General features: G+C 48.2%; 22 protein-coding genes. 7 read left to right on the top strand and 15 right to left on the bottom strand.

All coding sequences use genetic code 11. The features are described 5' to 3' along the window. Positions 1-26 precede the first annotated feature (26 nt). The 4 genes from DS731_RS19065 to DS731_RS19050 all read right to left on the bottom strand — a co-directional run bounded on the left by DS731_RS19065 (position 27) and on the right by DS731_RS19050 (position 5,123). Positions 27-2,210 carry a M3 family metallopeptidase gene (locus DS731_RS19065; RefSeq protein WP_119502806.1) on the bottom strand — a complete coding sequence of 728 codons (2,184 nt, stop codon included), beginning with the start codon at positions 2,208-2,210 and terminating at the stop codon, positions 27-29. Between the two features lie 108 nt (positions 2,211-2,318). Continuing rightward, positions 2,319-3,173 carry a formyltetrahydrofolate deformylase gene (purU, locus tag DS731_RS19060; RefSeq protein WP_119502805.1) on the bottom strand — a complete coding sequence of 285 codons (855 nt, stop codon included), beginning with the start codon at positions 3,171-3,173 and terminating at the stop codon, positions 2,319-2,321. A 91-nt stretch (positions 3,174-3,264) separates the two neighbouring features. Next, complete coding sequence (gene thpR, locus DS731_RS19055) at positions 3,265-3,867, bottom strand: RNA 2',3'-cyclic phosphodiesterase (RefSeq protein ID WP_119502804.1); 603 nt, start codon at positions 3,865-3,867, stop codon at positions 3,265-3,267. Between the two features lie 77 nt (positions 3,868-3,944). Further along, a complete protein-coding gene (locus tag DS731_RS19050; RefSeq protein ID WP_119502803.1) occupies positions 3,945-5,123 on the bottom strand; it encodes a GGDEF domain-containing protein in 1,179 nt (392 codons plus the stop codon). A 188-nt stretch (positions 5,124-5,311) separates the two neighbouring features. Between DS731_RS19050 and hrpB the strand changes: the two genes are divergently transcribed. Together hrpB and phbB are read left to right on the top strand one after the other, a co-directional pair. Beyond that, positions 5,312-7,795 (top strand): ATP-dependent helicase HrpB, encoded by a 2,484-nt coding sequence (hrpB, locus tag DS731_RS19045; RefSeq protein WP_119502802.1) that lies wholly within the window; start codon positions 5,312-5,314, stop codon positions 7,793-7,795. A 322-nt stretch (positions 7,796-8,117) separates the two neighbouring features. Beyond that, positions 8,118-8,840 (top strand): acetoacetyl-CoA reductase, encoded by a 723-nt coding sequence (gene phbB / locus DS731_RS19040; RefSeq protein ID WP_119502801.1) that lies wholly within the window; start codon positions 8,118-8,120, stop codon positions 8,838-8,840. A gap of 65 nt (positions 8,841-8,905) precedes the next feature. On the opposite strand, the gene DS731_RS19035 is transcribed toward phbB, so the two are convergent. The 5 genes from DS731_RS19035 to phaR all read right to left on the bottom strand — a co-directional run bounded on the left by DS731_RS19035 (position 8,906) and on the right by phaR (position 13,253). Beyond that, positions 8,906-10,144, bottom strand: coding sequence for a lytic murein transglycosylase (locus tag DS731_RS19035; protein ID WP_232373412.1), 1,239 nt, complete (start codon positions 10,142-10,144; stop codon positions 8,906-8,908). Positions 10,145-10,284: 140 nt separating this feature from the next. Next, positions 10,285-11,502, bottom strand: coding sequence for a polyhydroxyalkanoate depolymerase (locus tag DS731_RS19030; RefSeq protein ID WP_119502800.1), 1,218 nt, complete (start codon positions 11,500-11,502; stop codon positions 10,285-10,287). 107 nt (positions 11,503-11,609) lie between these two features. Next, positions 11,610-11,957: a phasin family protein gene (locus DS731_RS19025; RefSeq protein WP_119502799.1), complete on the bottom strand. Its 348-nt coding sequence runs from the start codon at positions 11,955-11,957 to the stop codon at positions 11,610-11,612. Between the two features lie 26 nt (positions 11,958-11,983). After that, entirely contained in the window at positions 11,984-12,601 is a 618-nt protein-coding gene (locus DS731_RS19020; RefSeq protein ID WP_161599184.1) for a phasin family protein, read from the bottom strand. Positions 12,602-12,836: 235 nt separating this feature from the next. Further along, positions 12,837-13,253 (bottom strand): polyhydroxyalkanoate synthesis repressor PhaR, encoded by a 417-nt coding sequence (phaR, locus tag DS731_RS19015; protein ID WP_119502797.1) that lies wholly within the window; start codon positions 13,251-13,253, stop codon positions 12,837-12,839. 275 nt (positions 13,254-13,528) lie between these two features. Here phaR and DS731_RS19010 point away from each other — a divergent pair, with 275 nt between their 5' ends. Beyond that, entirely contained in the window at positions 13,529-13,927 is a 399-nt protein-coding gene (locus tag DS731_RS19010) for a DUF4168 domain-containing protein (protein ID WP_161599183.1), read from the top strand. A gap of 66 nt (positions 13,928-13,993) precedes the next feature. Here the strand turns inward: DS731_RS19010 and DS731_RS19005 are convergent, their stop codons facing one another. Together DS731_RS19005 and DS731_RS19000 are read right to left on the bottom strand one after the other, a co-directional pair. Then, the gene (locus tag DS731_RS19005; RefSeq protein WP_119502795.1) at positions 13,994-15,769 is read right to left on the bottom strand and encodes a PHA/PHB synthase family protein; all 1,776 of its coding nucleotides are present in this window, start codon (positions 15,767-15,769) and stop codon (positions 13,994-13,996) included. A 15-nt stretch (positions 15,770-15,784) separates the two neighbouring features. Next, positions 15,785-16,024: a DUF6489 family protein gene (locus DS731_RS19000; protein WP_119502794.1), complete on the bottom strand. Its 240-nt coding sequence runs from the start codon at positions 16,022-16,024 to the stop codon at positions 15,785-15,787. 165 nt (positions 16,025-16,189) lie between these two features. On the opposite strand from DS731_RS19000, the gene mrcB reads away from it, so the two are divergent. Further along, on the top strand, positions 16,190-18,520 hold the full coding sequence (gene mrcB / locus DS731_RS18995; RefSeq protein WP_119502793.1) for a penicillin-binding protein 1B: 2,331 nt from the start codon (positions 16,190-16,192) through the stop codon (positions 18,518-18,520). Positions 18,521-18,750: 230 nt separating this feature from the next. Here mrcB and DS731_RS18990 read toward each other — a convergent pair whose 3' ends face one another. The 3 genes from DS731_RS18990 to DS731_RS18980 form a co-directional block, all read right to left on the bottom strand. Further along, positions 18,751-19,050 carry a hypothetical protein gene (locus DS731_RS18990; RefSeq protein ID WP_150154329.1) on the bottom strand — a complete coding sequence of 100 codons (300 nt, stop codon included), beginning with the start codon at positions 19,048-19,050 and terminating at the stop codon, positions 18,751-18,753. A 319-nt stretch (positions 19,051-19,369) separates the two neighbouring features. After that, positions 19,370-20,287: a DUF808 domain-containing protein gene (locus tag DS731_RS18985; RefSeq protein ID WP_119502791.1), complete on the bottom strand. Its 918-nt coding sequence runs from the start codon at positions 20,285-20,287 to the stop codon at positions 19,370-19,372. A gap of 63 nt (positions 20,288-20,350) precedes the next feature. Beyond that, positions 20,351-21,076, bottom strand: a complete 726-nt coding sequence (locus DS731_RS18980) for a hypothetical protein (RefSeq protein ID WP_150154327.1) — start codon at positions 21,074-21,076, stop codon at positions 20,351-20,353. A gap of 333 nt (positions 21,077-21,409) precedes the next feature. Between DS731_RS18980 and glnK the strand changes: the two genes are divergently transcribed. From glnK to DS731_RS18965, 3 genes are all read left to right on the top strand, one after another. Next, positions 21,410-21,748 carry a P-II family nitrogen regulator gene (gene glnK, locus DS731_RS18975; protein WP_119502789.1) on the top strand — a complete coding sequence of 113 codons (339 nt, stop codon included), beginning with the start codon at positions 21,410-21,412 and terminating at the stop codon, positions 21,746-21,748. A 31-nt stretch (positions 21,749-21,779) separates the two neighbouring features. Continuing rightward, positions 21,780-23,024, top strand: coding sequence for an ammonium transporter (locus DS731_RS18970; RefSeq protein ID WP_119502788.1), 1,245 nt, complete (start codon positions 21,780-21,782; stop codon positions 23,022-23,024). A 198-nt stretch (positions 23,025-23,222) separates the two neighbouring features. Then, entirely contained in the window at positions 23,223-24,725 is a 1,503-nt protein-coding gene (locus DS731_RS18965) for a catalase (RefSeq protein ID WP_119502787.1), read from the top strand. 101 nt (positions 24,726-24,826) lie between these two features. On the opposite strand, the gene DS731_RS18960 is transcribed toward DS731_RS18965, so the two are convergent. After that, entirely contained in the window at positions 24,827-25,690 is an 864-nt protein-coding gene (locus DS731_RS18960) for a glycosyltransferase family 2 protein (protein ID WP_119502786.1), read from the bottom strand. Positions 25,691-25,756: the final 66 nt, after the last annotated feature.

Here is a 25,756-nt window from a genome sequence, read left to right as displayed (position 1 = left end):
TCGCCCCTTTTTCGTTATTAAGCGGTTTACTCAGGTACCGGGAAACCACGGGCACGCATCAGGGCATCTGTTTGCGCATCGCGGCCACGGAACAGACGGTAAGCTTCTGCCGGATCCATTGCATTGCGGACAGCAAAAAGATATTTCACCAGCTTTGCCGATAATTCTTTATCGTAAAAGCCGCCCGGCGCTTCTGCGAATGCTTCCGCTGCATCCGCAGAGAGAACGTCAGCCCACATGTAGCCATAGTATGCTGCAGCATAACCTTCACCGGAGAATACATGGCCGAACTGTGTGCTGCGGTGACGCATCACAATCTCTTCAGGCATATCCAGCGCCTTCAGTTGATCCCGTTCAAAGGCATCAGGCTCAATCTTCTCAGGATCGGTGGTGTGATACAGCAAATCCATGATTGCAGAAGCCATGTATTCAGTTGTACCGAAACCGGAATTGAAGGTGGATGCATTCTTAATTTTTTCTACCAGTTCAGCGGGAATCGGCTCGCCGGTTTTGTAATGCACCAGGTAGTTATTGATGACTTCATCAGTGGTAAGCCAGCGCTCCAGCAATTGTGACTGGAACTCGGTATAGTCACGTACACCGGAGTGGGAAGTAGGATATTCCACATCTGAAGACAGGAAATGCAGGGCATGACCAAATTCGTGGAAATAGGTATTGGCGTCATCCCAGGAAATTAGCGTGGGTTCGCCCTCAGGACCTTTAACGAAGTTAGAGTTGTTAGAAGCCAGCACAGTGGTTTCACCGTCAAAGGTGGTGTAACTGCGGTATGTGGTCGCCCATGCTCCTGAGCGTTTGCCCTGGCGTGCGAATGGGTCGAGATACCAGAGGCCAATCAGCTTACCGCTATCCTTGTCTTTTACTTCCCATACCTTCACATCAGGGTGGAAAACTGGTACCGAACCTTCAGGAACCGGTGTGAAGTCAAAGTTAAACAGACGGCCGGCGACATAGAACATCGCTTCACGGAGTTTATCCAGTTGCAGATATTGTTTTACTTCGTTTGAGTCCAGGTCGTATTTAGCTTTACGTACTTTTTCGGCATAAAAACGGTAATCCCAGGGCTTGATAGTAATGTCTGCGCCTTCTTCATCAGCAATAGCCTGCATGTCAGCCACTTCTTCGTCTACTCTGGCAATGGCTGCCGGCCAGACTTTCATCATCAGATCCATGGCATTCTCAGGTGTTTTTGCCATACGATCTTCTAAACGCCACTGGGCGTAGTTGTCATACCCCAACAATTCGACCCGTTCATCACGTAACGTCAGGATTTGTTTGATGATGTCATTGTTATCATATTCATCGCCGTTATCACCACGGTTGTAGTAGGTGTTCCACACCTGTTCACGAAGCGCCCGGTCTGTGCTGTAGGTGAGGAAAGGATCCATAGATGAACGGCTGTTAGTAATTGCATACTTACCTTCCTGCCCGTGTTCTTTTGCAGCAGCGGCTGCACCTTTTACAAATGAATCCGGCAGACCGCCCAGCTGCTCTGCGGTGATGTAAGTCACGTAGTTTTCTTCGTCGGCCAGCACATTCGTTGAAAACTGATTGTACAGCGTAGCCAGCTCTTTGTTGATTTCGGCATAGCGTGCTTTTGCGTCACCATCCAGGGTAGCGCCGTTACGGGCGAAGCTGTTGTAGGCGATCCATGTAATACGTTGTTCTTCGGGCGTCAGCGATTTCAGTTCTTCACTTTCGTAAACCGCTTTAATGCGCTTAAACAGCGCTTCATTTTGGGTAATTTTTGTTGAGAATGCGGAAAGTTCCGGAGACATTTCTGCCCGCACATCCCGAAATTCAGGGCTGGATTTGTTCGAGCTGAAAATACCGTAGTAACGGAATACACGGTCCAGTGCACTGCCGGCACGTTCCATGGCGACAATCGTATTGTCGAACGTAGGCGGTTCAGGGTTATTTGCAATGGCGTCTATTTCTTCCAGGTTAAGTGCCATTCCTTTTCTCAGGGCTGGCTTAACATCTTCAACCTTCATTTTGTCGAACTGGGGAACGCCGCCGTAAGGCCCGGGGAAGGGTTGCAGTAACACATTGTCAAATTCCGGAGACTGTTGCTGCGTTTGTGCACTTGCATCCGGTGAGGTCGTTGCAGCCTGGTTGGCTGCCTGGTCAGAACATGCGCCGAGGGTAAGCGCAACAGCCAGCGCTGTCAGCGAGGTGGTAAATTTTTTCATTATAGAGTTCCATCGTCGTTATTATCAGCGGTTCAGTGTATAAGAATGCGGCGCTGAGGGCCATATAACGACGACGGGTTCCGGGACAGGTACGGTGGACTGTGGTCTTTACGCGAAGACCACAGTTTTGTTGCGGTGAATAATGACCCGGTCTTCCAGGTGATAACGCACACCGTGGGCCAGCGCTGTCACTTCGCAATCTTTTCCTTTGCGGACCATGTCTGCGGCTGAGTCGCTGTGACTGATGCGCTTTACGCTCTGCTCGATGATAGGGCCTTCATCGAGATCCTTCGTCACGTAGTGACACGTGGCTCCAATCAGCTTAACACCGCGATCATAGGCCTGTTGATAAGGTCTTGCACCGGCAAAAGACGGCAGGAAGCTGTGATGAATATTAATCGCTTTACCTTGTAACTTCGTGCACAACGTATCCGGCAGAATTTGCATGAATCGGGCAAGTACTGTGAGGTCAATTTTGTATTCGCTGATCAGCGTTTCTATCTGCGAGAACGCCTGTTCTTTACCCAGAGCTTTAAAATCCACCCAATGGAACGGTACTTTGTACCAGTCAGCAAACTGTTTCATCTGCGGGTGATTACCGATGATCACCGGAATGTCGCAGTGCAGTTCGCCGGTGTGCCAGCGGTGCAGCAAATCTACCAGGCAGTGGGATTCAAGGCTGGCCAGCAGAGCAACACGCTGTTTTACGCGGGAGTCGGTCAGTTTCCAGTTCATCCGGAATTCATCTGCAACCGGTGTAAACGCTTTTACAAACCCGTCATAGTCCAGTTTGATTGAGTCAGCCCCGATTTCATGGCGCATAAAAAAGCGGCCGGTTTGCAGGTCGGTATGGTGATTAGCCTCGACGATAGTGGCCCCGTGACCGGCAAGGAACTGGGAAACTCTGGCGACAAGGCCAATCTGGTCCGGACAATCGATTACAAGACGAAAAGTTTGTTGCATGAGATGTAAAGGCTCTGACAAATAGGTTGTTGAATTCAGTGTGTTGTTTTACCCATGCAATTGGCATCTGTAAAGCCTCAATTGATATATCTCATACCAGACCCCGCCGCAATCGCTCGCGAACGGAGATATCAGGCTCCAGAGACCAGGAGTGCCGCACGGGGTAGCGGACACCTGATGGCGTAGAGACAGACTCAAAAAAGTGAAAGTCACGGAATTGCAGTTTGATATCCGGAGACAACAGAGGAGGAGGCTGGTCGCTGCCGGCCTTCCTGACAACCGTGACATGAGGTTTGTATTCACGGTTTTCCAGCGGTATTCCCGCTTCACGGGCGGCCTTACGCACACACTTAGCTAACTGCATCAATGGCGGGCACGGCTCATCAGGGCCCGCATATAAAATTTTAGGTCCGTCCCACACGCCGGTGGTGTTGAGGGTCACAGAAAAAGGTTCTGCAGTGATGTCGTCCAGTGCGTGTAACAGTGCTTCATGCTGTCTCTGGTTGATGTCGCCAAGAAATGCCAGTGTGAGATGATAGTTCTCCGGTGGCACCGCAGCAGGCGGTGCTTTCTGGCCGGGAGCGACAATGGCACTGGTTTTCCTGAGCGCTACAGCCGGAAGTGCCCGTTCCCGCCAGCCGGAAAGCGCGAGCTTCTCCTGCAAAGAAAGATCAAGACCGATAAATGAACGCATCGCAGTAACCCGTGTTTTTCTGTGAAGAGCGTACAGTAAACCAGGCTTACAGGGGATTCAAAGTAAACCGGGTTAATTTACTGCCATACTTCAGCCGCATGCTCCGGTTCGGAAATGCTGACCGTATTCCTGCCTTCTGCTTTTGACTGGTAAAGTGCTTTGTCAGCACGGTCAAACAGCGCTTGCCAGCCTGAATCGTCGTGACGACTTAACGCACTACCTATGCTGATTGTGATATTCATTGGCTTATCGTTCATCATCACCGGCCGGCTTGCCACAGACTGCCGCAAACGTTCACTCACCCGCTGCAATTGTTCTGCATCACAACGTGTCAGAATAATCAGAAATTCTTCGCCGCCGATCCTGAAGCAGTTGTCTTCATCTCTGACAATGTCTTTTGCCCGCGATGTAATTTGCTGCAGAGCAACATCACCGGCATGGTGACCCCATTTATCGTTAATCGCTTTAAAGTGATCAACGTCAAATATGATGATGCCGAAAGTGTGTCCTGTCCGCTGCGCTGTTTCCCGGCATGAAAGTGCGCAGGGTTCAAGTGCTTTTCTGTTCAGCCAGCCGGTGAGGAAATCCGTGTCCGAGAGTTTTTTCAGCATCTGCTGATGTTCGCCGTTGATGACATAATTTAATGTTACTGCCAGCATTGAAATAAAAGTAATAACGGCCAGCGATCCTGCAATCTGAAATATGTCGTTACCGGTAAATGCCAGTGCGTCGTGAGAAGTAAGTAACGCCACCGTGCGTATTAACATCTGCAGGGCGAAAATGGTAATTGTGATAAGCAGTGGCCACAGGAATCTCCCCTTTTTACGCATGGCGGTGTGCCACAACATGGTAATGGATGCGCCACTGAGCATCACTACAACGGGAGTCAGGATAATAAATCTGGCATCAACCGACCCTCTGAAATCCGGACTCAGATGGAGCAGAAGGGTGAAAAGCGCCACACCGGTTGCCAGATAAGGCGGTGCTTTACCGTATATGTACAGGGCAATACCAGAGGTGATAAAAGCATGGCCTGCCATGTATAACACATTCGCTATTCCCGGGTGCAGCAGGCCTTGTACGTCGAATTTAATGCAGACAAAAGCGGTAAGGTTGGAGACGAGAAAGCAGGCGCCGGCACACATCCAGTGGAAGATATAGTTTGATGCCTTGTGACTTTGCCAGGCCATGCCCATAGTAAAACACAATGTCATACTGGCAATGGCCGTACAAATAATGATGGTCTGTAAATCCATTTACTCACTTCATTTATCTGATACGTAATTTGAATATATAAAAGCAAAACTGTATGCGGAAAATAAAAATAGTTCGCTTACAGTCTAAAATCTAAACGGAAGTGGCTGACTTATCAATGACTTTATGTATTTCTTCCGGGGCACAGGTATATACTTGCCAGATTATCTGTTGAACCTGTTTTCTTGTTATGCAAAGTAAATTACCTGCCGCAGGCCTGATCCCCGAACTGATAACTGCTGTTGCCGCCGGCAATGTCATTGTCGGTGCACCGCCCGGGGCGGGGAAATCTACCGTACTGCCACTGGCACTGCTGGAGCATGTTCCGGGGCGCATTGTCATGTTGCAACCGCGGCGGGTTGTGGTACGCAATCTGGCAGCCTACCTTGCTTCATTGCTCGGAGAGGAAACCGGACAAACTGTGGGTTACCGTATCCGCGGTGAAAGTAAGGTCAGTAAGCAAACACGTCTGGAGATTGTCACAGAAGGTGTGTTGTCTGCCCGTATCCAGAGGGACCCGGAATTAGCAGGTGTTGACTTAATCATCTTTGACGAATTTCACGAACGCAGTATTCACAGTGATTTTGGTCTTGCGCTGGCGCTGGAAGTACAGGAAGGGTTGCGGGAAGATTTATCTCTGGTGGTGATGTCTGCCACCCTCGATGTGGATGAATTACTGACGCTGATGCCCGGTGCCACTGTGCTGAAATCTGCCGGCAGGCAGTTTGAAGTAGAGGAAGTCTATACCGGTCAGGTACAAAGCCATACTTTGCATGAGCAGGTTACCAGGCATATTCAATTCAGCCTTGCACAGGATGACGGCGATATTCTTGTTTTCTTACCGGGCGCCGGCGCGATTAACAAAGTTGCCACCTTGCTGGAACAGCGGCTGAATGCATCTGAATATGTGGTGCATCCTCTGTATGGCGCGTTAAGTAAACAACGGCAAACTGCTGCTATTTTACCGGATAGCCGGGGAATGAGAAAAATCATTCTTGCTACTAATATTGCCGAAACCAGCCTGACGATTGAAGGCATTAAAGTGGTCATAGATGCCGGTCTTGAAAATGTCGCTAATTACCATCCTCCCACCGGGTTTACCCGCCTGAATACACAGATGATTTCACAGGCATCGGCTATTCAGCGTAAGGGACGGGCAGGGCGTCTGGGGCCCGGGAAAGTGTATCGCATGTGGCCGAAAGAGCAGCATGACAGACTGGCGAAATACCCGCTGCCACAAATTTTACGTGAAGATATCTCCCCGCTCACTCTGGATGCACTGGCCTGGGGAACTGAATTACATAATATGCGCATGTTGACGCCTCCTTCTCAGGCGCAGTCTGCTGCAGCATTACACCGCCTGCAACAAGCCGGTGCCGTAGATCGCGATGGTACATTAACAGCGCATGGTCGCGGACTTAACAAATTATCGGTGCATCCGGCTCTGGCAAATATGTTAGTGAAGGCAAAAGAAGCCGGAGCGCAGACGCATCTGCCTGAACTGGAGGACGTTGCCTGCTATGTGGCGGCTGCCTGTGAAGAACATACGGCATCAGAACGCCAATTTCATGTATCAGCCTGGCTTGAACAACTGGCAGAACCTCAGTTGTCCGGTTTGAAAGCCAGGGCCTCGCGGTTTGCATCTGCACTTGGCATCTCACTGAAAGCAGAGATTCGAAAGTTAAACGGTGAAGCTGTTGCAGTGTGTCTTGCGCTGGCTTTTCCTGAGCGGGTTGCGAGACGTAAGCAGGGCAGTGATTATAAGCTGGCCAGTGGCCGGGGTGCTGCTTTGCCTGAAGGCATGATTGAAAAGTCTGACTGGCTGGTAGTTAAGGAAGGGCAGGTTAACGGCTCTGACGTGATCATTCGTCAGGCCGAACCTGTTAATGAATTCTTATTGAGACAGTTATATCCGCAGGCTTTCAAACTTAAAGACACGGTGACGTATAACAGTCAGAAGAAGCAAATGGAAGCGCGCAAAACTGAAGGTTTCCATGAGATAGTGTTAAGCAGTGAACCGGCAGCTAACGTGCCGGCCCGCATTCGCGGTGAGGCCTGGGTATCGTTGCTGGAAGGATTGCCTTTATCCGCGTGGCCTTTCAGTGAGAAAGACTGGCAATGGTGGTACCGGTATCAAATGGCCTGCGGGTGTGACTTACACCAACCGCAAGCTTTCGACAGCCCGCCGGTATGGAAAAACCCTGAGTCACCATTGTCGCTTCTTGACCGTAGTGATATCTCCGCACGATTATCTTCGTTTAAAAGTTGGGAGCAACTTGCCGGCCTGTCCTGGGCGACGCTGCTACATCAGTCACTCCCCTGGAGCCAGCAACACGCCATGGACAATGCTTTGCCACTGAACATCACCGTGCCTTCCGGTGAAAAAAGGAAACTGGTCTACCGGTCAAACGGCGAAGTCGTGCTTCCGGTCAGACTGCAGGAAATGTTCGGCTGTGCGGATACGTTCACTGTTGCAGACGGCGCAAAGGTCATCACGCTGGAGTTGCTTTCTCCGGCGGGCAGACCAGTACAAACGACATCGGATTTGGCCGGCTTCTGGCAGGGTAGTTATCTTGCTGTGCAGAAAGAAATGAAAGGACGATATCCGAAACACCGGTGGCCTGATAATCCCATGGAAGCTGAAGCCGGACGTTCAATGAAGCCACGAAAATAAACGGGTGGTTGCTCCTGAACTATTGTACCCGTCTTACAACTTTAATCATGTTTGAATGGTGTATACAACTAATTTACGTTCTGCAAATATTATGCAAGTATCTGTTATTAAAAGAGATCCTCTGACCAGTTGATCGCTAAATACTTGTTCATTTTTTCAACTGCATGATAAGTAAGAAGTTTCTTATTCACTATAGTCATTCATCTAGACACGGGCATTGACCCGGCGCAAAAAGTCTTCAGGTTTCCGTTGTCAACGTCTCATCAAGCATGCTTATATAGAATTGTTGTACAAATATGAGTCAACATTTGAGGGAGACGAAATGAGCAAAGTTGCACTGGTCACAGGTGGCACCCGGGGAATAGGTGAAGCAATTTGTGTAGCGTTGAAAGATGCGGGTTACACTGTTGTGGCAAATTATGGTGGTAACGATGAAGCGGCTAAGGCGTTTACTGAACGCACTGGCATACCTTCATTTAAGTTCGATGTCTCGAATTTTGAGAAAACGAAAGAAGCAATTGACCAAATCGCGACAGATTATGGTCCGGTGGATATTCTAATCAACAATGCCGGGATCACCCGGGACGGCACCATGCACAGAATGAATTTTGAGCAATGGGATGCCGTTATTCAAACTAACCTCGCTTCCTGTTTTAACACGTGTCGCTCAGTGATTGATTCAATGCGCACCCGTGGTTTTGGTCGCATTGTTAATATCGGTTCGGTTAACGGTCAGGCTGGTCAGTATGGCCAGGTTAACTATGCGGCAGCTAAGTCCGGTATTCATGGTTTTACTAAAGCGCTGGCACTTGAAGGTGCAGGTAAAGGTGTAACCGTAAACGCTATTGCGCCGGGTTATGTCGATACTGACATGGTACGTGCTGTACCGGAAGAAGTATTGAAGAAGATCATTGCAACGATTCCGGTGGGCCGTTTGGGGAAACCTGAAGACATCGCCCGTAGTGTTATGTTCTTAATAGGCGATGAAGCCGGATTTATTACCGGTTCTACATTGTCCATTAACGGCGGACAGCACATGTACTAAGCTGTTCGGTTACAATGTTCACAGAGCACGCCCGTGCTCTGTGAACTGACCGTATCCGGATCCAGCTACTCGCTTTCTTTATTGCCGTCGCTCTCTTTGGGTTCATCCGGCAACACACCAATCGCTTTCATCACATCCAGTCCCGGAAAACCATCAGCAATCAGATTGCTGGCCAGCTGATATTCGCGGATCCCTGCGCGGGTTGCCGGCCCGATAATACCGTCGGGTTTACCTACATCGTAACCGGAAGCATTCAGCGCTGTTTGCAGTCTCAAAATGTCATCCCTGGTATAAGCCGGTAATTCCGGTAACGCTTTATCAATACCGGCTTCACCGGAAATCTGGTCAGCCAGCTTACCTACGGCGATGGCGTAGAATTCGGAATTGTTCCAGCGCATGATAATACGGAAGTTATGGTAGGCAATGAACGCCGGACCGTTATGACCGGCTGGTACTACGACATAGCCTTTTTCATCACTGTTACCCAGCGCACTGCCGTCTGCTTTTTTAATCCCGCTTTCGTTCCACTCAGTAATACTGCGCCGGTTTTTATATCCCGTTTCGCGATAATCGAAATTATCCGGTAACTGAATTTCCCTTCCCCAACGGAATCCGGGTTGCCAGCCTAATTGAGACAAAAAGTTAGCCGCTGAAGCGAGGGCATCTTCTTCACTGTCCCACAGATTGATCTGGCCATCGCCGTCGCCGTCAATCGCATAGTTCATATACGCTGAGGGCATAAATTGCGTATGGCCCATAGCGCCTGCCCAGGAACCTACCATTTTGGTCTGATCTAAAGATTCTCTTTCAAGAAGCTTAACCGCAGTGACTAATTCTTTGGAAAAATAGCTGCTACGTCTTTCATCACAGGCAAGAGTCGCCAGTGAATTCAGTACATTCATCTTACCTTTGTAACCACCAAAATTGGTTTCCAGCCCCCAAAATGCCACCAGATAATGGGCAGGCACACCGTATTTATGGCTTAAGCTATTTAACAGTTCTTTATGTTTAGCGTACATTTCCCGGCCTTTGCCGATGCGCCATGCCGTAACGCGTTTGCTGTAGTAGCCCGGAAAGGTTTGTACAAATTCAGGCTGGCTGCGGTCCAGCGAGATCACGCGGGGCTGATACTGAATGTTGGCGAACACGGCCTTTGCCGTTTCTTCTTTCACGCCTTGTTCTACGGCTTGCTGAGATAACTGTGTTTTACACTGTTCAAAATCTGTATTGGCATAAGCTGAAGAAGTCGCTGTCAGCAGTGACAGTATTGAAAAACCAAGCTTACGCGGCATCCATTTAGACATTGCATATTACCTTTGTTGATGAGGCGTTCATGCTACCTTATCTGAGCCCCCGGGGGCGAGGGAAACATGGGGGAAAATACGGCGCGCTCCGCCGGTGAGATCAGGAGCGCTGCAGGAAAGAGTTATTTGTCCGGGAGGGCTTATGCGTACTTGTGGATGAAATCAGTGATAACCGGGCGTACCGATTTACGGAACTTAGATCCACTGAAGATACCGTAATGACCGGCTCCCTGTTGTACGTGATGTTTACGCATATTTTTCGGAATATTTTTACAAATATCCTGTGCAGCTTCTGTTTGTCCTAAGCCGCAAATATCGTCATCTGCACCCTCTACAGTAAGCAGGGCAGTATTGTCGATGGTTTCAAAATCTACAGGGTTACCCTGATAAGTAATCGCACCGCGGGCAATCTCGTTATTCTTGAATACCCGTTCAATGGTTTCAAGATAAAACTCGGCGGGCATATCCAGTACCGCCAGATATTCATCGTAAAAGGCGCGGAAACGATCAGCATCTTCTTCTTCACCAAATACCAGATTTTGGAAGAAGCTCTGATATTTTTTCATGTGAGTTTGCTGGTTCATACTGATAAAACCGCCCAGCTGCATGAAACCGGGATACACCTGACGACCTTCGCCCGGATAACCATAAGGTACCGACATAATCGCCACATTACGGAACCAGTTCATCGGATGTTCCTGAGCGAACTCGTTCACCCGTGTAGGATTCTTAGAGCAATCAATGGGGCCCGCCATGAGAGTGAGCGACTTGGGCACACAGGCATTTTTCTGTCCGGCCATCACTGCTGTGGCGATTAAAGCCTGAACAGTAGGCTGACATATCGCCATTAAGTGCGTGCCCGGCCCTAAGAACTCAAGAAACTCGATAAGGTAACCCACATAGCAATCAAAACTGAACGGACCGTCTTCCAGCGGTACTTCTCTGGCATCAGCCCAGTCAGTCACATAAATCTCGTGATCCGGAAGCAGCGCTTCCACCGTGCCTTTCAACAAGGTAGCAAAATGGCCGGATAAAGGCGCAACAAGCAAGACCTTATGATCATCTTTCACACCGATCCGGTTGAAATGAATGAGATCACAAAACGGCTTGCTCATTACGATTTCTTCTTTCACCTTGTGGCGTTTATCGTCGATTTTGATTTCGTCGATATTAAACCCCAGCTTCTCGTAGCGTTGTGTCAGCCGCATGGCAGTTTCCAGCGAAGCGCGGGTTATGCGGCCGGGTAAGGTATGTGCGAAAAGATTGGAAGGATGGTTCGCAATATCATTAAGCAGACTGAAACCCTCGTGCATAATGTATGCGCCGCGCGTCAAATAATCGTAAGCCTGATAATTCATTACGTCTCTCCTCAAATACTGGCTGGGGCTAAGACCTTTTGGGGGATGAAAAGGTTCACTTGATGTGGGGTAACCTGAGCGGCCTCTGAAGGCCGCTCAGGAGGGACTTATGCTTTTGCTGCGCTTTGGAATTTCGCAGTCATTTCGTCGCTTAAACCTTTGAACATCTCGCCAGCTTTCTGTTGTGCATCAGAAATTACTGCATATGAGCTTTTCGCTGCATCAGTAACAGTTTCCTGAATAGTTTCAACATATGCCTTGTTCATTTCAGCCAGACCAGACAGATCTTTCTGCTGAGAAGCTTTTTCAAAATAAGACATATTTTCAGATAACAGAGATGAATACAGGGCGTTCTGTTTTTCTGCCAGATCCTGCATTGTACTCATGTTCAATGTCGCAAGGTCAGTCATCGGCTTCATTGCGCTTTTCATTTGCTCGTTCATTTGCTCAAACATTACTTGTCTCCAGTTTCCGGGGTAAGTTAGCTAGTTGATTTAGTCGTTGTCGCAGTCTTCTTAGCAGTCGTGCGACGGGTACGTGTTGCTGGTTTCTTTGCTGCTGCGGCAGGTTTTGCCTCAGCAGTCGCTTCCTTTGCTTCTTCAGCAACGGCTTTTGTCTCTTCAGCGGCCTTCTCAACAGTTTCCTTTGTTGCTTCAGCCACTTTTTCTGCTGCCTTTACCGGCGCTTTCGCGGCTTCAGGCGCAGCTTTTTTCGGTGCGGCAGCTTTCGTGGTTTTCTTCACGGCTGCTGTCGCTTTTTCAACGGTTTCTTTGGTTTCTTCTGTGGCGGTGGCCAGACTAGCCGCCATCACTTCGGTCATTTCTTCACGCATGGCGTTAAGGGTGGAGTAGGTGTCTTTCGACGCACTGGTCATGCGTTCACGCACTGACTCAGCCAGTTCAGAATTCGCTGTCATTACACCTCTAAACTCTGTTTGTTTCGTTACCGCTTCAATGTAACGAACACTGTCGCTCAGCAAACCCGTAAATAACGTGGTTTGGTGTTGAGACAGACTTTCCAGCGTTTTTGTATTCACAGCAAACAGCGTATGTACCGGTTTAGTGGTACTTTTCAGCTGTTCTGAAAACTTGCCAAACATACTCTTCTCCCGACCAGTTGATGAAGTCCTTCTGCTGCGTTGCAGCAAGATTTGATTAGATATTAACCAGGGCATTTGAAGAGATCAACAAAAATGTTGCGGTGCAGCAAGAATGTTTAGACGATTATTTAATAAGCAAATAGCTTTTTATGCTGCTCTGCAGCATTGAAGAGGAAATGTGGCAGGTCTGTCTGTTTCGGGGCAGGTGTATTGCTCTCCTGCCAGTATGTGATACTTACTTCTGGTTCTTCTTCCAGGCATCCATATTTTGTTCGATGATTTTGTTAAACATACCGAACGGCGTGTTATCCATCATATTTTTCATCATACCCTGTACCTGATCCTGTTGCTCTATGAAGGTAACAAGAGATTGTTCAAGGTACTGTCGCAGAAAGTCCTGCATGTCAGTGTCGTAATAACGGATTAGTTGTTTGAGTAACGAATTCGTTAACAAAGACTGGTTTTCGTTGGCTTCGGATTCACTGATGATTTGTAGCAATAATGACTTGGTAATGTCATCTTCGCTTTTGGAGTCAATCACCTTAAATTCCTGACGTTCATTGATTAACGCCTTTATATAATCGAGGTTAACGTACTGACTCTGAGATGTGTCGTACAATCTGCGATTAGGATATTTTTTAATGATGATCATAATGTTACCTCCGGCGGTGCTGAATTGAGAGTAACGCACAAAATGCCGCTGCGGCAACCTAAAAGGTGTGAAAATAAGCGACACTCTGACCACCTTTTTCACTGATAGTAAAATCTGAATTTTGTTAACCTGCTGAAATTACTGGTTAAATCGTGATTGGCATAGTTATCGCTGTATCACTGTTGAGAGCCTGAATAGCCGGATTATCTTTCTTTTAATCACATTCATTTGAAGATAACGCATTTCAGGCAATTCAAATGAAACCGGAGATTATTATGACTAAACTTGTCAAATCACTTGTGATGAGCCTCGCTGTTGCTTGCACGTTAAATTTCGCTGCACAGGCAGCTCAGGAAACCAAAGAGGCTGCCCCGTCAAGTGCGCCGATGACACAGTCGAAGGATTTCGATGATGCAACTCTTGAGAAATTTACTGTCGCGATGAATGCGGTCAGTGATGTTGCAGATAAATATCAGTCTGAACTGAAAGGTGATGAAACACCTGAGAAGATGCAGCAAATTCAGCAGGCTGCACAAACTGAAATGGTAACAGAAATTGAAAAAACCGGTCTTGAGGTGCAAACCTACACGACCATTGCACAACTGGTACAAACGGATGAAAAACTAAGATCCCGCGTACTGGACATCGCTAAAACACAAAACAGCGAATCGTAATACTGAATCCTCATGTAGACAGAAGCAAAGCGGGGCGTTGAACGCCCCCTTTTTTTGTCTGCCGGTTTATCCCAGCTGTTTTTTCACGTAACTGCCCGGGGCTGCTTCGATGGCCGGATATTTTTCACTTTCACCGGGCTGCGGGGCATTCACTTTTGTTTTTCGGTGACTCTGCAACCATGCATGCCAGTCTGGCCACCATGAGCCTTCCTGCTTCACAGCACCATCAAACCATTCGCTGGCACTTGCCGGCAGATTGTCGTTAATCCAGTGCGGATATTTCCCGGGATCTGGCGGGTTAATTACCCCTGCAAGGTGCCCCGACCCGGCGAGTACAAAGCGTGTATCGCCTGATACCAGCTGTGTCCCTTTGTAGGCGCCCTGCCATAGCACAATGTGGTCTGCCAGAGTAGTCAGGAAATACACCGGCACATCAATATTTCCAAGGTCGATGGGAATGCCGTCAATTTCTACTGCCCCCGGCACTTTCAGTTTATCTTCCCAGTACATGGTGCGGATGTATTGCTTAAAACAGGCCGCAGTGATGTTGGTGGCGTCGCTGTTCCAGAATAAAATATCAAAGGCGGCAGGGTCTTTGCCCTTGAGGTAGTTATTAATAAAATACGACCAGAAAAGGTTGTTTTCCCGCAGCAAACTAAAGCTCAGGCCCAGAATGCGGCCGTCGTAAATACCTTTGATGTCTGCGTTCTGCTCCATCACAGGTAATGCATCTTCGGTAAGGTAATTACCAATTTCGCCGGGTTCACTGAAGTCCAGTAAGGTGGTCAGTAAAGTGAGTGACTCAATGCGGGTGTCTTTTTTCGCACGCAGATAAGCCGTTGCTGTGCTAAGCAAAGTGCCGCCCACACAAAAGCCCACCATATTCACTTTCTTCTTACCGGTGATATCACAAACCACATCAAGGGCTTCCACCGGACCTTTCTTCATGTAATCGAAGAAATCCTGGTCCGCCAGTTTTGCATCCGGGTTGACCCAGGAAATCATAAACACCGAAAAACCGGCATCAAGCAGGCCTTTTACCACGGACTTTCGTTCGTCGAGATCAAGAATGTAGTATTTATTTATGAAAGGAGGCACAAACAGTATTGGCGTCGAAAAGGTTTTCTCATGCTTCGGCGTGTAATGAATTAACTGCATCAAATCGTTCTGATAAACGATCTGGCCTTCGGTGGTAGCCAGGTTGACACCTAACTCGAAGGCATCCATATCGGTCTGTGTGATTTTGAACGCTTCAAGAGGACTCTTTTCCAGATCCCGCATGAAATTCTCAATGCCTTTCACCATGTTCTGGCCTTTGGTTTTCAGAATTTCTTCGCACACTTCCGGGTTTGACAGTAAGTAATTGGTCGGTGATACCGAGTTGATATATTGACGGGTGTAGAATTTTACCTGTTCTTCCGACTTGGGATCTTTGAAATGCATGGATGAAATCATGCCCTGCAACATCTTGGAATTAATCAGGTAAGCCTGCTTCATGTAACTGAATATGGGATTGTCCTGCCAGTCTGTATGAGAAAAACGACGGTCGCCTTTCTCTTCCTGCATAACAGGATGGGCATTCTCTCCCAACATGGCCTTAGTCGCCTGCTGCCACAATTCAGTTTGTTGACGCATGAAATCCATTTGCGTCTGGATAAGCTTTGCCGAATCTACCTCTACCGTGTCGTTTGACAGCAGCGAACCTAACTTTTCCGGGTCGAACATAGCGGATGTCTCCTCACTGCTATTTTTCTTCGTCAGAATGTTATGAACCATGGCGTTAAACTGCTGTGCGTATTGATTCAATGTGTCCAGAATATGATCTTTGTCCTGCTCGTGCACAAAAAACCTCCGTGCTTATTTTTTGCTGGTTCCTGTGGTTGCCATGCTTTCCAGCATCTTTTGATAGAATGAGAATGCTTGCTGACTGCCGTCCAGGTAGGGCTTCAGCATGGACATCATGGCTTCCTGATTTCCGCTTTTGATTTGCTCGCTGAGTTGTGAGATGGTGGCCTCATGGAGTTTGCTCATATCCGGCCATCCCATGAGTTCTCTTGCTTCCTTGGGTGAAAGGTCGATATCGATGGAAATTTTCATGTTTCACTCCTTTCTGGCGCCTTCCGGGCCATCCGGATTGATTGTTCTGGCGTAATCATAAGATTACTGCAAGATGACAATGATTTGCACGGTTAGTTTCAGGCTGGAAATTCAGCCGCGAAAACCGCAAAATCCCCTTTGACGTTTTCTATATTGGCATGATAAGTGGCTAAAAAACAGACGAAAGTTAATAAACCAAAGAAAATTGGCAGCAAACCCCGCCGTCGCTGGCCCGGGCTGTTGTTCAAGTTATGTATTGTCGGGTTCGTGGTGCTGACAGGGTACATGGTGTATCTGGATGCCCAGATTAAGCACACCTTTACAGGCAATAAATGGGAAGTCCCGGCGCAAATATTTGCCCGGCCGCTGGTTTTATCTGAAGCGCTGGAAATCACGCCAAAAGAAGTGCTTGATGAACTGAAACTGCTTGGTTACCGGAAGGTCACCAATCCCGATAGTAGCGGAGAATATCGTTATACCGGCAATAAGCTGGTGGTTCAGCGACGGGCTTTCAGTTTTCCTGATGGCGATGAGCCTTTACGCCAGATCACCATTACCTGGCAGGGCAGTCGTATCAGCAGTATCCGGGATGACAGTGCCGGTATTTCACTGCCGAAAATTCGTCTGGAGCCCTGGCTTGTCACAAGAATGGTAAGTGGCAGCCGCGAAGACCGTATGCTGGTGAAGCTGAATGAAATTCCGCCTTTATTACCGAAAGCCCTGATCCTTGTCGAGGATAAAGATTTCTACAAGCACCACGGGGTCGCACCACTTTCTATTCTCCGCGCGCTGGTTGCTAACATTCAGGCAGGGAGAACCGTGCAGGGTGGCAGTACTTTAACGCAGCAGCTGGTGAAAAACCTGTACCTCACCAGAGAAAAAGCGCTGACGAGGAAAATAAAAGAAGCATTGATGGCACTCATCATCGATGCCCGTTACAGCAAAGATGAAATTTTACAGGCCTATCTGAACGAAGTTTTTCTGGGTCAGAACGGAGACATGGCTGTGCACGGGTTTGGCCTTGCCAGTTATTTCTATTTCGACCGGCCGGCCAATGAACTCAGCGTACCTGAAATCGCCACGCTGGTGGCCATGATAAAAGGGCCATCCTATTACAATCCGAGACGCTACGAAGAACGGGTTATTGAGCGGCGTAATCTGGTATTGCGCATTTTATTTGAAGCCAATGAACTCGACCGTAAGCAATACGAATTTGCTGTTAACTCTCCTGTAGGTCTGGCGTCCGGCGCGAGCTTAGCCAGCGGGAAACATCCTGCTTTTATGGATAAAGTGCGCCGTGAACTGAACACCATTCTTGCCGATCCTTCCCTGCGTGACTCCGGGGTGAAGGTATTTACCACGCTGGATATATATGCCCAGCGCAGGGCTGAAAAAGCGGTTGAAAACACACTGAAGGGCCTGCAGTCAGATCGCAAAGCTGAGTTACAGGCCGCGATGATTGTGACTGATATCGCCAGTGGAGAAATTCGTGCCATTGTGGGCAGTAAAGATACCAGCTTCAAAGGGTTTAACCGTGCGTTGGATGCCAAACGTCAGGTGGGCTCACTCATTAAGCCGGCAGTATATCTCACTGCTCTGGAAGACCCGGTAATGTTTAATCTGGCGACTCCTTTACAGGACGAACCCATTACCCTTGAAAATGGCAACGGACAAACCTGGTCACCCCTGAACGCGGATAAGAAATTCCGTGGACAAGTGCCTCTGATTGAAGGTCTGACAGAATCGTTAAATGTGCCTACAGTGAATCTCGGTATGCAAGTGGGGCTCGACAATGTGGCAGAAACCATTCACCGGCTGGGAGTAGAGAGTGACTTCCGCGAGGTGCCGGCTATGACACTCGGGGCCATGTCGTTATCGCCGTTGGAAACTAACCAGATGTATCAGACCATTTCGAACAATGGCCGTTATATTCCGCTGCATACTGTGACATCGGTTGTTTCTTCGAATAACCGGCTGGTATGGCAGAATGCCGATTACTATTCCCAGCGGGTAGATGAGGCCGCGACATACCTGCTGAACTACGCGTTGTATAAAGTGACCACTGAAGGTACAGCTAAACGTGTGGGCAGTAATTTCCCGAATATCAATATGGGCGGTAAAACCGGCACCACAGATGATTACCGCGACAGCTGGTTTACCGGCTTTGACCGGAATAATGTGGCAACTGTATGGGTAGGGAATGATGATAACCAGCCAGTGCTGTTAACCGGTGCCGGCGGGGCCTTACCTGTGTTTGTAAACTATCAGAAAAGTCAGTCGCCCAAGTCACTGTCACGACGTTTTCCGGAAGGGTTAGGTATTGCACATTTCGACAGTCAGACGGGTGCACTAACCATTGCCGGGTGTCCTGACTCAATGAGTGTGCCGGCTATTCTTGATGTACTGCCGCCGCCGGCGCAGGATTGCTACGGTAAGCCTGTAGCGCCTCCGGACAAAGAAAAGAAAAGCTGGTGGGAACGTTTGTTTGGAAATTAAGGCTTTTTCTTAGCGAAAAAGCCCTGTAGTCAGAACTGGCAGCGACATACGGCTCAGTAAAAATCTGTCCCGCTACCAGTTCTGACTCAGGGAAGGCCCTACGGGAGCTCGTTGGGATTAGTGAAAGCGGTCTGCAATGTGTTGCACACCGCTGAATAACACTGCGCTGGCGAGATACGCGACAACCGGTCCCAGCGCAAGCAACAACAACGCACCTGATGTCATCATCATTACTCTCCTTTGATGTCTTCAGAAGACATCGCATCTTCCTGTTTAAGATCACGGATCTTGATGTCAGCAACCAGTGTTTCTTCAGCTTCTTCAGGTTCGGCCTGATACGTGGTGTTGGCCACTAGCTGAGTCACTTCAGACAGGATTTCTGTGCGCACGTTATCGATTTGTTGCTCAACCATCTCAGATAAATAGCCCTGAAGCTGGCTTTGCAATGATGTTTCAGCCATTGCCGGTACAGACAGAACAGAAGTAGCAACAAGTGCAAGTGCAGTGAATTGACGACGTAAAGTAAACATAATTTCTCCAAAGTTAAGGTTAATAAACTGCACTCTTACTGACTTCCCGGCAGTTAATTGTTAAGTCGCATTAACTTTAGCGATAGTTGTGCCAACACGAATAAAAATTTTAACGCGTTGATTTTGAATGATTTATTGTTTGGGTGTAGAAAAGCTTAGATAAGTGTAAATAGTATAAACACTAAGAATTAGCAATTTTGAAAACTCTATTTGGCGAATTTGACCAGGTATGATGTAAGGGGCTGACAGGTGAGTCAGCCCGCGATGATTTTGGTTATGGCCGGGGCGTAGTTTGCCGCCCAGACAACATCAGAACAGCTCAATGGGCGTCTTTCTTTTTAGAAAACAGTGAAACAATACCCACAATTACCGAACCGGCAATCAAACCAGCCACACCATCAGTGATAAGGGAGATGACAAAGCTGAGTTGCTCCACACTGTGATTAATGGATTCAGCGAAATGGTGCATAAACGGAATATTGTGAGTAAGGATGCCGCCGCCAACGAGGAACATAGCAATGGTGCCGACAAAAGCGAGGGTTTTCATCAACAGAGGCGCAGCAACGAGCAGGGCACGGCCAGTGACACGCTGAAAACCGTTGTAGCCGCCGGTGAGTGACTTTCTGAGCAGATACAGACCGACGTCGTCCATTTTCACAATGCCGGCAACCAGACCATACACACCGGCAGTGATCCCAACACTCAAGGCGCACAACACACCTACCTGAGTAACAAAATCAGCCTGCTGCACGCTACCCAGTGCAATGACGATAATCTCTGCGGACAAAATAAAGTCAGTCCGGATGGCGCCTTTAATCTTGTCTTTCTCAAGCGCCACAAGATCAATATTTTCCTGCGAGAGTTTTTCAATTCTGGCTTCACGCTCTGCTTCATCTTCTTTATGGAAAAGCCGGTGCAATACTTTTTCAGCCCCTTCGAAACATAGGTACAGACCACCAATGACCAGCATGACGGTGATCAGAACCGGAATAAAAGCAGAAATAAGCAGCGCTGCAGGTACCAGGAACACTTTGTTGAGCAGCGAGCCTTTTGCCACAGCCCAGACCACAGGCAGTTCTCTTTCGGCACGCACTCCCTGAACCTGGTTGGCATTTAATGCAAGATCATCACCCAGTACCCCGGCAGTTTTCTGCGCAGCCACTTTAGACATGGCGGAAATGTCATCCAGCAAAGTAGCGATATCATCAATCAGGGCGAGTAGGTTAGCGGCTGCCATAGGTTTTCCTCAATAAGAATCGGGGCATAGATTATCTGTAGAAGCCCTTATACGCAATACAGACTAATTTTGATTCTCTTCTTCTTTGACCCCTTTATTTATCCGCGCATCAATGAATTTCTCAAACCCTTTGCCCCTGTCTGAACAGGTCGCCCGTCCACCGGTAAAACGTGAAATAAATGCCAGGGTTTGGGTGGTTTTACTACTGCAATCCACTTCAACGGCAGGGGGCGGGGCAAGAGGATCTTCTTTTTCTGCGCCTTTGCGGGGATCGCTGATATCCGGTGACGTTTTTGCCCGCCTGAGTTCTTTGGCTACCTGCTCAGCATCCTGCTGTGTACTGGCAGCCTGTTGCCGGCTGAAAAAAGCATCCAGAGCACGGCGCGATGTTAATGACGGTCTGGTTGAAACCGTGCCTGAATCTGTTGGCGCAGCCGGCTGCGCAATAACAGAAGAGACAGGCGGTTGAACCGGCTCTGACGCTTCAGGCTGCACAGTTTGTTGCGGCAGCGGTTCTTTTACTGCCGGCGGTGTTTTGATGTCAGGCGGGGCTGCCTGTTCCGCAGTTGGTTTGGACTCCGGTGCGGCCGGTTCAGGTTCAGTCTTGTCGGGCACTGATGCTTCCGGAATGGTTTCCGGTAGTGTGTCCGGTTGCCGGACGGCCTGAGGTTGTGGCAGACGGATTAACGTCGCCGTGATGGGCTTACTGACCACGGGCTCCGGAATATTGCGCTTACTTTCCATCAGCGCCAGCGCGGCAAGCAATATAAGGTGAATAATAACAGACACGACAAAGACCCCGCTTTTTTTTCCCGGGCGGGGTGGATCAAATGTTGGCCTTTGAGGGGCAAAGAAAGCGGTGTCCGTGGTTTCCATACGCGACAGAAGACCGCTGAAATAAGATGAAGTTCCCGGTCTTTACACAAGCACGATTTTGGTTGCCCAATTGTGGTGCGTTATTTCACCTTCGCACGATCATGGTGCGTAATTTTTGAGCTCTTCATTCGTTTTAATGCATAAATATCTGTTTTTTATAGATTAAAATTTGTGGCATAGGACTTGGTTTACTTCAGCAACCCCCGCTAAAAGCGAAAACAAACAACCATTATTTGGGAGCAACACATGAAACTAGTCACAGCTATCATCAAGCCATTCAAGCTGGATGATGTTCGTGAAGCCATTTCAGAGATCGGTATTGACGGTCTTACCGTTACCGAAGTGAAAGGGTTTGGACGTCAAAAAGGACACACTGAATTATATCGCGGCGCCGAATATCAGGTGGATTTCTTACCAAAAGTAAAACTGGAAGTTGCTGTTCAGGCAGACCAGGTTGATCGTCTGGTAGAAGCCATCGTTGGCGCAGCAAAAACTGGCAAGATCGGTGACGGTAAAGTGTTCGTCTACGACCTTGAACATGCTGTTCGTATTCGTACCGGCGAAGCTGACGCAGACGCGCTGTAAAACAACACAATAAGAAATTGCGGAGAAAACAATGGAAATCACATTTGAACTCGGGTATGCATTAGATACCTTCTATTTCCTTATTTGCGGTGCGTTAGTCATGTGGATGGCTGCCGGCTTTGCCATGCTTGAGGCGGGTCTGGTTCGTGCTAAAAACACCACTGAAATTCTGACCAAGAACGTGGCGCTGTATGCCATTGCCTGTACCATGTATATGATCTGCGGTTACAGCATCATGTACGGCGGTGGTGACTTCACATTATTCCTTTCCGGTATTGTTGGTGACGGTGCAACAGGTGTTGCAGAAGAACCGGCTACCTACGCGCCTTCAGCTGATTTCTTCTTCCAGGTCGTATTCGTTGCCACTGCAATGTCTATCGTATCCGGTGCGGTTGCTGAGCGTATGAAACTGTGGGCCTTCCTGGCATTCGCAGTTGTGATGACTGGTTTCATCTATCCAATGGAAGGTGCATGGACATGGGGCGGTGAGTCTGTATTCGGTATGTACGTACTGGGCGACAACGGTTTCTCTGACTTTGCAGGTTCCGGTATTGTTCACATGGCAGGTGCTGCTGCTGCGTTAGCCGGTGTGCTGGTACTTGGTGCCCGTAAAGGTAAATACACTGCAGATGGCAAAGTAAATGCTATCCCTGGTGCTAACCTGCCTCTGGCGACTTTAGGTACATTCATTCTGTGGATGGGTTGGTTCGGCTTCAACGGTGGTTCTGTTCTGGCAACAGCGACTGTAGAAAGTGCTAACTCTGTTGCGGTTGTATTCATGAACACCAATGCCGCCGCTGCCGGTGGTGCAATTGCTGCTCTGCTGCTGGCTCGCGTAATGTTCGGTAAAGCTGACCTGACTATGGTTCTTAACGGTGCACTGGCTGGTCTGGTAGCTATTACTGCTGAACCTTCAACGCCAACGCCTCTGATGGCAACACTGTTCGGTGCTTTAGGTGGTCTGCTGGTTGTTCTGAGCATCGTGTTCCTGGACAAACTGAAAATCGATGATCCTGTAGGTGCTATCTCTGTTCACGGTGTAGTCGGTCTGTTAGGTCTGTTACTGGTGCCGGTAACTAACGAAGGTTCTACTTTCGGTGGTCAGCTGTTAGGTGCTGCTACAATCTTTGTATGGGTATTCGTAACCAGTCTGATTGTTTGGGTAATCCTGAAAGCTGTAATGGGCATCCGGGTTTCTGAAGAAGAAGAATTTGAAGGTGTTGACGTTGCTGAATGTGGTCTGGAAGCATATCCTGACTTTACTTCAGGTCGTTAATCTTCAACACGGAGACTTGATTGGGCAACCTATAACAAAAGCATAATGCTCAACTCACCAAAATTTGAACCCCGCATCTGCGGGGTTTTTTCTGTTTGATAGAAATAAATAATTAACATCTTTTAAAAAATAGATTAAGCACTTTTTACATGACGGGTGTAGTTATAGTGGATACTCAGTAAAGCTAAGGAGACCGTTATGAGCAAAAAAACAACTCTCACCACCAGCGCGGGCGCGCCCGTCGAATCTAACGAAACCAGCAAAACAGCGGGCGCAAGAGGTCCGGTTCTGCTGACAGATTATCAGCTTGTTGAAAAGCTGGCACACCAGAACAGGGAGCGTATTCCTGAGCGTACGGTGCATGCCAAAGGCTGGGGTTTGCAGGGTACATTTACAGTGACCCACGACATTACCCGGTATACCTGTGCCGACCTGTTCTCTGAGATTGGCAAAAAGACCGACGTGCTGAGTCGCTGGTCTACCGTTGCGGGGGAATCAGGCGCTGCTGACACCGAGCGTGATGTACGCGGTTTCAGTCTTAAATTTTACACCGAAGAAGGTAACTGGGATATGGTGGGTAACAATACCCCTATCTTCTTTATCCGCGACGCGTTTAAGTTTCCGGATTTTATCCGTACTCAAAAGCGCCATCCGAAAACAAATCTTCGCAGCCCGGAAGCGATGTTTGATTTCTGGGCCGGACAACCTGAGTCTGTGCATCAGGTCACCATTCTGATGTCTGATCGTGGTATTCCTAAGAACCCTATGTACATGAACGGCTACGGCTCACACACTTTCAGTATGTGGAATGCCAAAGGCGAGCGTTTCTGGGTGAAATTCCACTTTAAAACACAGCAGGGGCATGAACATTACACCAATGATGAGGCTGAAGAGATCATAGGTAAAACCCGCGAGTCTTATCAGGAAGACTTAATCAATGCCATCGAAGACGGCAAATATCCTAAATGGACTCTGTACATTCAGGTCATGCCTGAAGAAGAGGCAGGGAAGCAGGCTTATAATCCTTTCGACCTCACCAAAGTGTGGCCTCATGGTGATTTCCCTCTGATTGAAGTGGGCGAACTGGAAATGCACACCGTGCCTGAAAACTACTTCCAGATGATTGAGAATGCAGCCTACAGCCCGTCAAACGTGGTGCCCGGTATCGGCTTCAGTCCTGACAAGATGCTGCAGGCCCGGGTGTTCTCATATGCAGATGCTCACCGTTATCGTTTGGGAACTCACTATGAAGCCTTACCGGCTAATGCGCCGAAGAAAGCGGAGTTGAACCATTATCATAAAGACGGTGCGATGCGCTTCTTTACCAATGATTTTGGTAATCCTGACGCCTATTACGAGCCAAACCAGCACAACGGTCCGGTGGCTCAAATTAAGAACCCGGAACCACCGCTGCGCATCGATGGCGATGCTGACCGCTACTATCAGGAAGAATCGGACATTGATTACGTGCAGCCACGAGCCCTTTATAACATGTTCTCTGACGAGCAGAAAGAAAGGTTGTACAAGAACTATGCTGCCGCGATAGGGCCATGTTCAAACGGCGTAAAAGAGCGCTGGTACGCTGTTCTTGAAAAAGTACATCCTGACTATGCTGCAGGTGTCCGAAAAGCAGTGGAAGCGCTGGATACCGACGTCAACGCTGTACCGATTACAGAAGATACTCCTCTGACGGATGAATAATTTATTCTATTCCGTAGTTGAATATTCCATAAATCATTGAGGTTTTTTCATCAATAGGGAGGCAACAGTATGTTGGCTCCCTGTTGAATATAATTACTTATCTAAGCTGATTGTCGGTAAGTATTTGCGTGTTCAGGACTCTTTGGTTCGTTCACCAGATAAGTTGACAATTCTTCGTCCGACAGAAGTTTAATTACCCGCATGCCGACTTTTTCGAAATCCTCGTTAATAAGCCCTAGCTTCACAAACTGAGTGAAAATCTCACTGGAGGGATATGCCCCCCACTTTTGGCGAAATACTTCGGCATTCGCGACGATGTCACATAAGTGATTGACTGGCGGATTGTAGTGAACATGAAATTGCTTATAAACGTGCCGACCAGTGTTTAACAGGTAGAGGCCCGCCTGGCTGCAACGGGTAGCGAAGTCCATGTCACCAATTCCAAAGCCGTTATAATCAAGATCAAAACCACCAACGCGTTCAAAATCGCGGCGGGTAATGCCGAAGATGGTAGTATCAAAACTGACGAAAGGGACTCTCTCCGGCGCAGTAATTTTGGGTGTTACCTGTTGCTGTAGGTAAACCTCTTCAATATCACTTACCTGCTCAGATAAATGAGTTACATTTGCAGTAACAACTTTGCCTGTGGAGAGCATTCCGGTCATTTCTTCCAGTAACGTCTCAGGACATATACAATCTACGTCGAGATAAATAAATTTGTCTGTCTTACAACTTTCAAAACCGCGATTACGGGCTTTCGGTATAGGCAAAGGTTCGCTGGCTGCAAACCGGTGAATTATTGGAAAAAAGTCACTGCAGATGAGAGAGTCATCGCTGGGAGGGGCCATCCAGACGATTACCATTTCCTGAGGTAAATATGAAGCTCTTTCAATACTTTTAATTAAGTTACTTAACTGTTCCTTGCGGCCTTTAACAATAGTCACAACACTAAATGGAGTTTTCATATCGCTGTCTCTTACTGTTAATCGAAATAAAAATTGAGGTAACGTTCCTGAATGCGAACGTTACCG

The sequence above is a fragment of the Alteromonas sp. RKMC-009 genome (assembly GCF_003584565.2).
Taxonomy (GTDB): domain Bacteria; phylum Pseudomonadota; class Gammaproteobacteria; order Enterobacterales; family Alteromonadaceae; genus Alteromonas.
Note: the sequence above shows the minus strand (reverse complement) of the source record. Positions and strands in the feature narration are given on the sequence as shown.

Bases quoted from the DNA above. Each gene is read 5' to 3' on its own strand.
- DS731_RS19065 (WP_119502806.1), bottom strand. From the start codon at position 2,210: ATGAAAAAATTTACCACCTCGCTGACAGCGCTGGCTGTTGCGCTTACC.
- purU (WP_119502805.1), bottom strand. From the start codon at position 3,173: ATGCAACAAACTTTTCGTCTTGTAATCGATTGTCCGGACCAGATTGGC.
- thpR (WP_119502804.1), bottom strand. From the start codon at position 3,867: ATGCGTTCATTTATCGGTCTTGATCTTTCTTTGCAGGAGAAGCTCGCG.
- DS731_RS19050 (WP_119502803.1), bottom strand. From the start codon at position 5,123: ATGGATTTACAGACCATCATTATTTGTACGGCCATTGCCAGTATGACA.
- hrpB (WP_119502802.1), top strand. From the start codon at position 5,312: ATGCAAAGTAAATTACCTGCCGCAGGCCTGATCCCCGAACTGATAACT.
- phbB (WP_119502801.1), top strand. From the start codon at position 8,118: ATGAGCAAAGTTGCACTGGTCACAGGTGGCACCCGGGGAATAGGTGAA.
- DS731_RS19035 (WP_232373412.1), bottom strand. From the start codon at position 10,144: ATGTCTAAATGGATGCCGCGTAAGCTTGGTTTTTCAATACTGTCACTG.
- DS731_RS19030 (WP_119502800.1), bottom strand. From the start codon at position 11,502: ATGAATTATCAGGCTTACGATTATTTGACGCGCGGCGCATACATTATG.
- DS731_RS19025 (WP_119502799.1), bottom strand. From the start codon at position 11,957: ATGTTTGAGCAAATGAACGAGCAAATGAAAAGCGCAATGAAGCCGATG.
- DS731_RS19020 (WP_161599184.1), bottom strand. From the start codon at position 12,601: ATGTTTGGCAAGTTTTCAGAACAGCTGAAAAGTACCACTAAACCGGTA.
- phaR (WP_119502797.1), bottom strand. From the start codon at position 13,253: ATGATCATCATTAAAAAATATCCTAATCGCAGATTGTACGACACATCT.
- DS731_RS19010 (WP_161599183.1), top strand. From the start codon at position 13,529: ATGACTAAACTTGTCAAATCACTTGTGATGAGCCTCGCTGTTGCTTGC.
- DS731_RS19000 (WP_119502794.1), bottom strand. From the start codon at position 16,024: ATGAAAATTTCCATCGATATCGACCTTTCACCCAAGGAAGCAAGAGAA.
- DS731_RS18990 (WP_150154329.1), bottom strand. From the start codon at position 19,050: ATGTTTACTTTACGTCGTCAATTCACTGCACTTGCACTTGTTGCTACT.
- DS731_RS18985 (WP_119502791.1), bottom strand. From the start codon at position 20,287: ATGGCAGCCGCTAACCTACTCGCCCTGATTGATGATATCGCTACTTTG.
- glnK (WP_119502789.1), top strand. From the start codon at position 21,410: ATGAAACTAGTCACAGCTATCATCAAGCCATTCAAGCTGGATGATGTT.
- DS731_RS18970 (WP_119502788.1), top strand. From the start codon at position 21,780: ATGGAAATCACATTTGAACTCGGGTATGCATTAGATACCTTCTATTTC.
- DS731_RS18965 (WP_119502787.1), top strand. From the start codon at position 23,223: ATGAGCAAAAAAACAACTCTCACCACCAGCGCGGGCGCGCCCGTCGAA.
- DS731_RS18960 (WP_119502786.1), bottom strand. From the start codon at position 25,690: ATGAAAACTCCATTTAGTGTTGTGACTATTGTTAAAGGCCGCAAGGAA.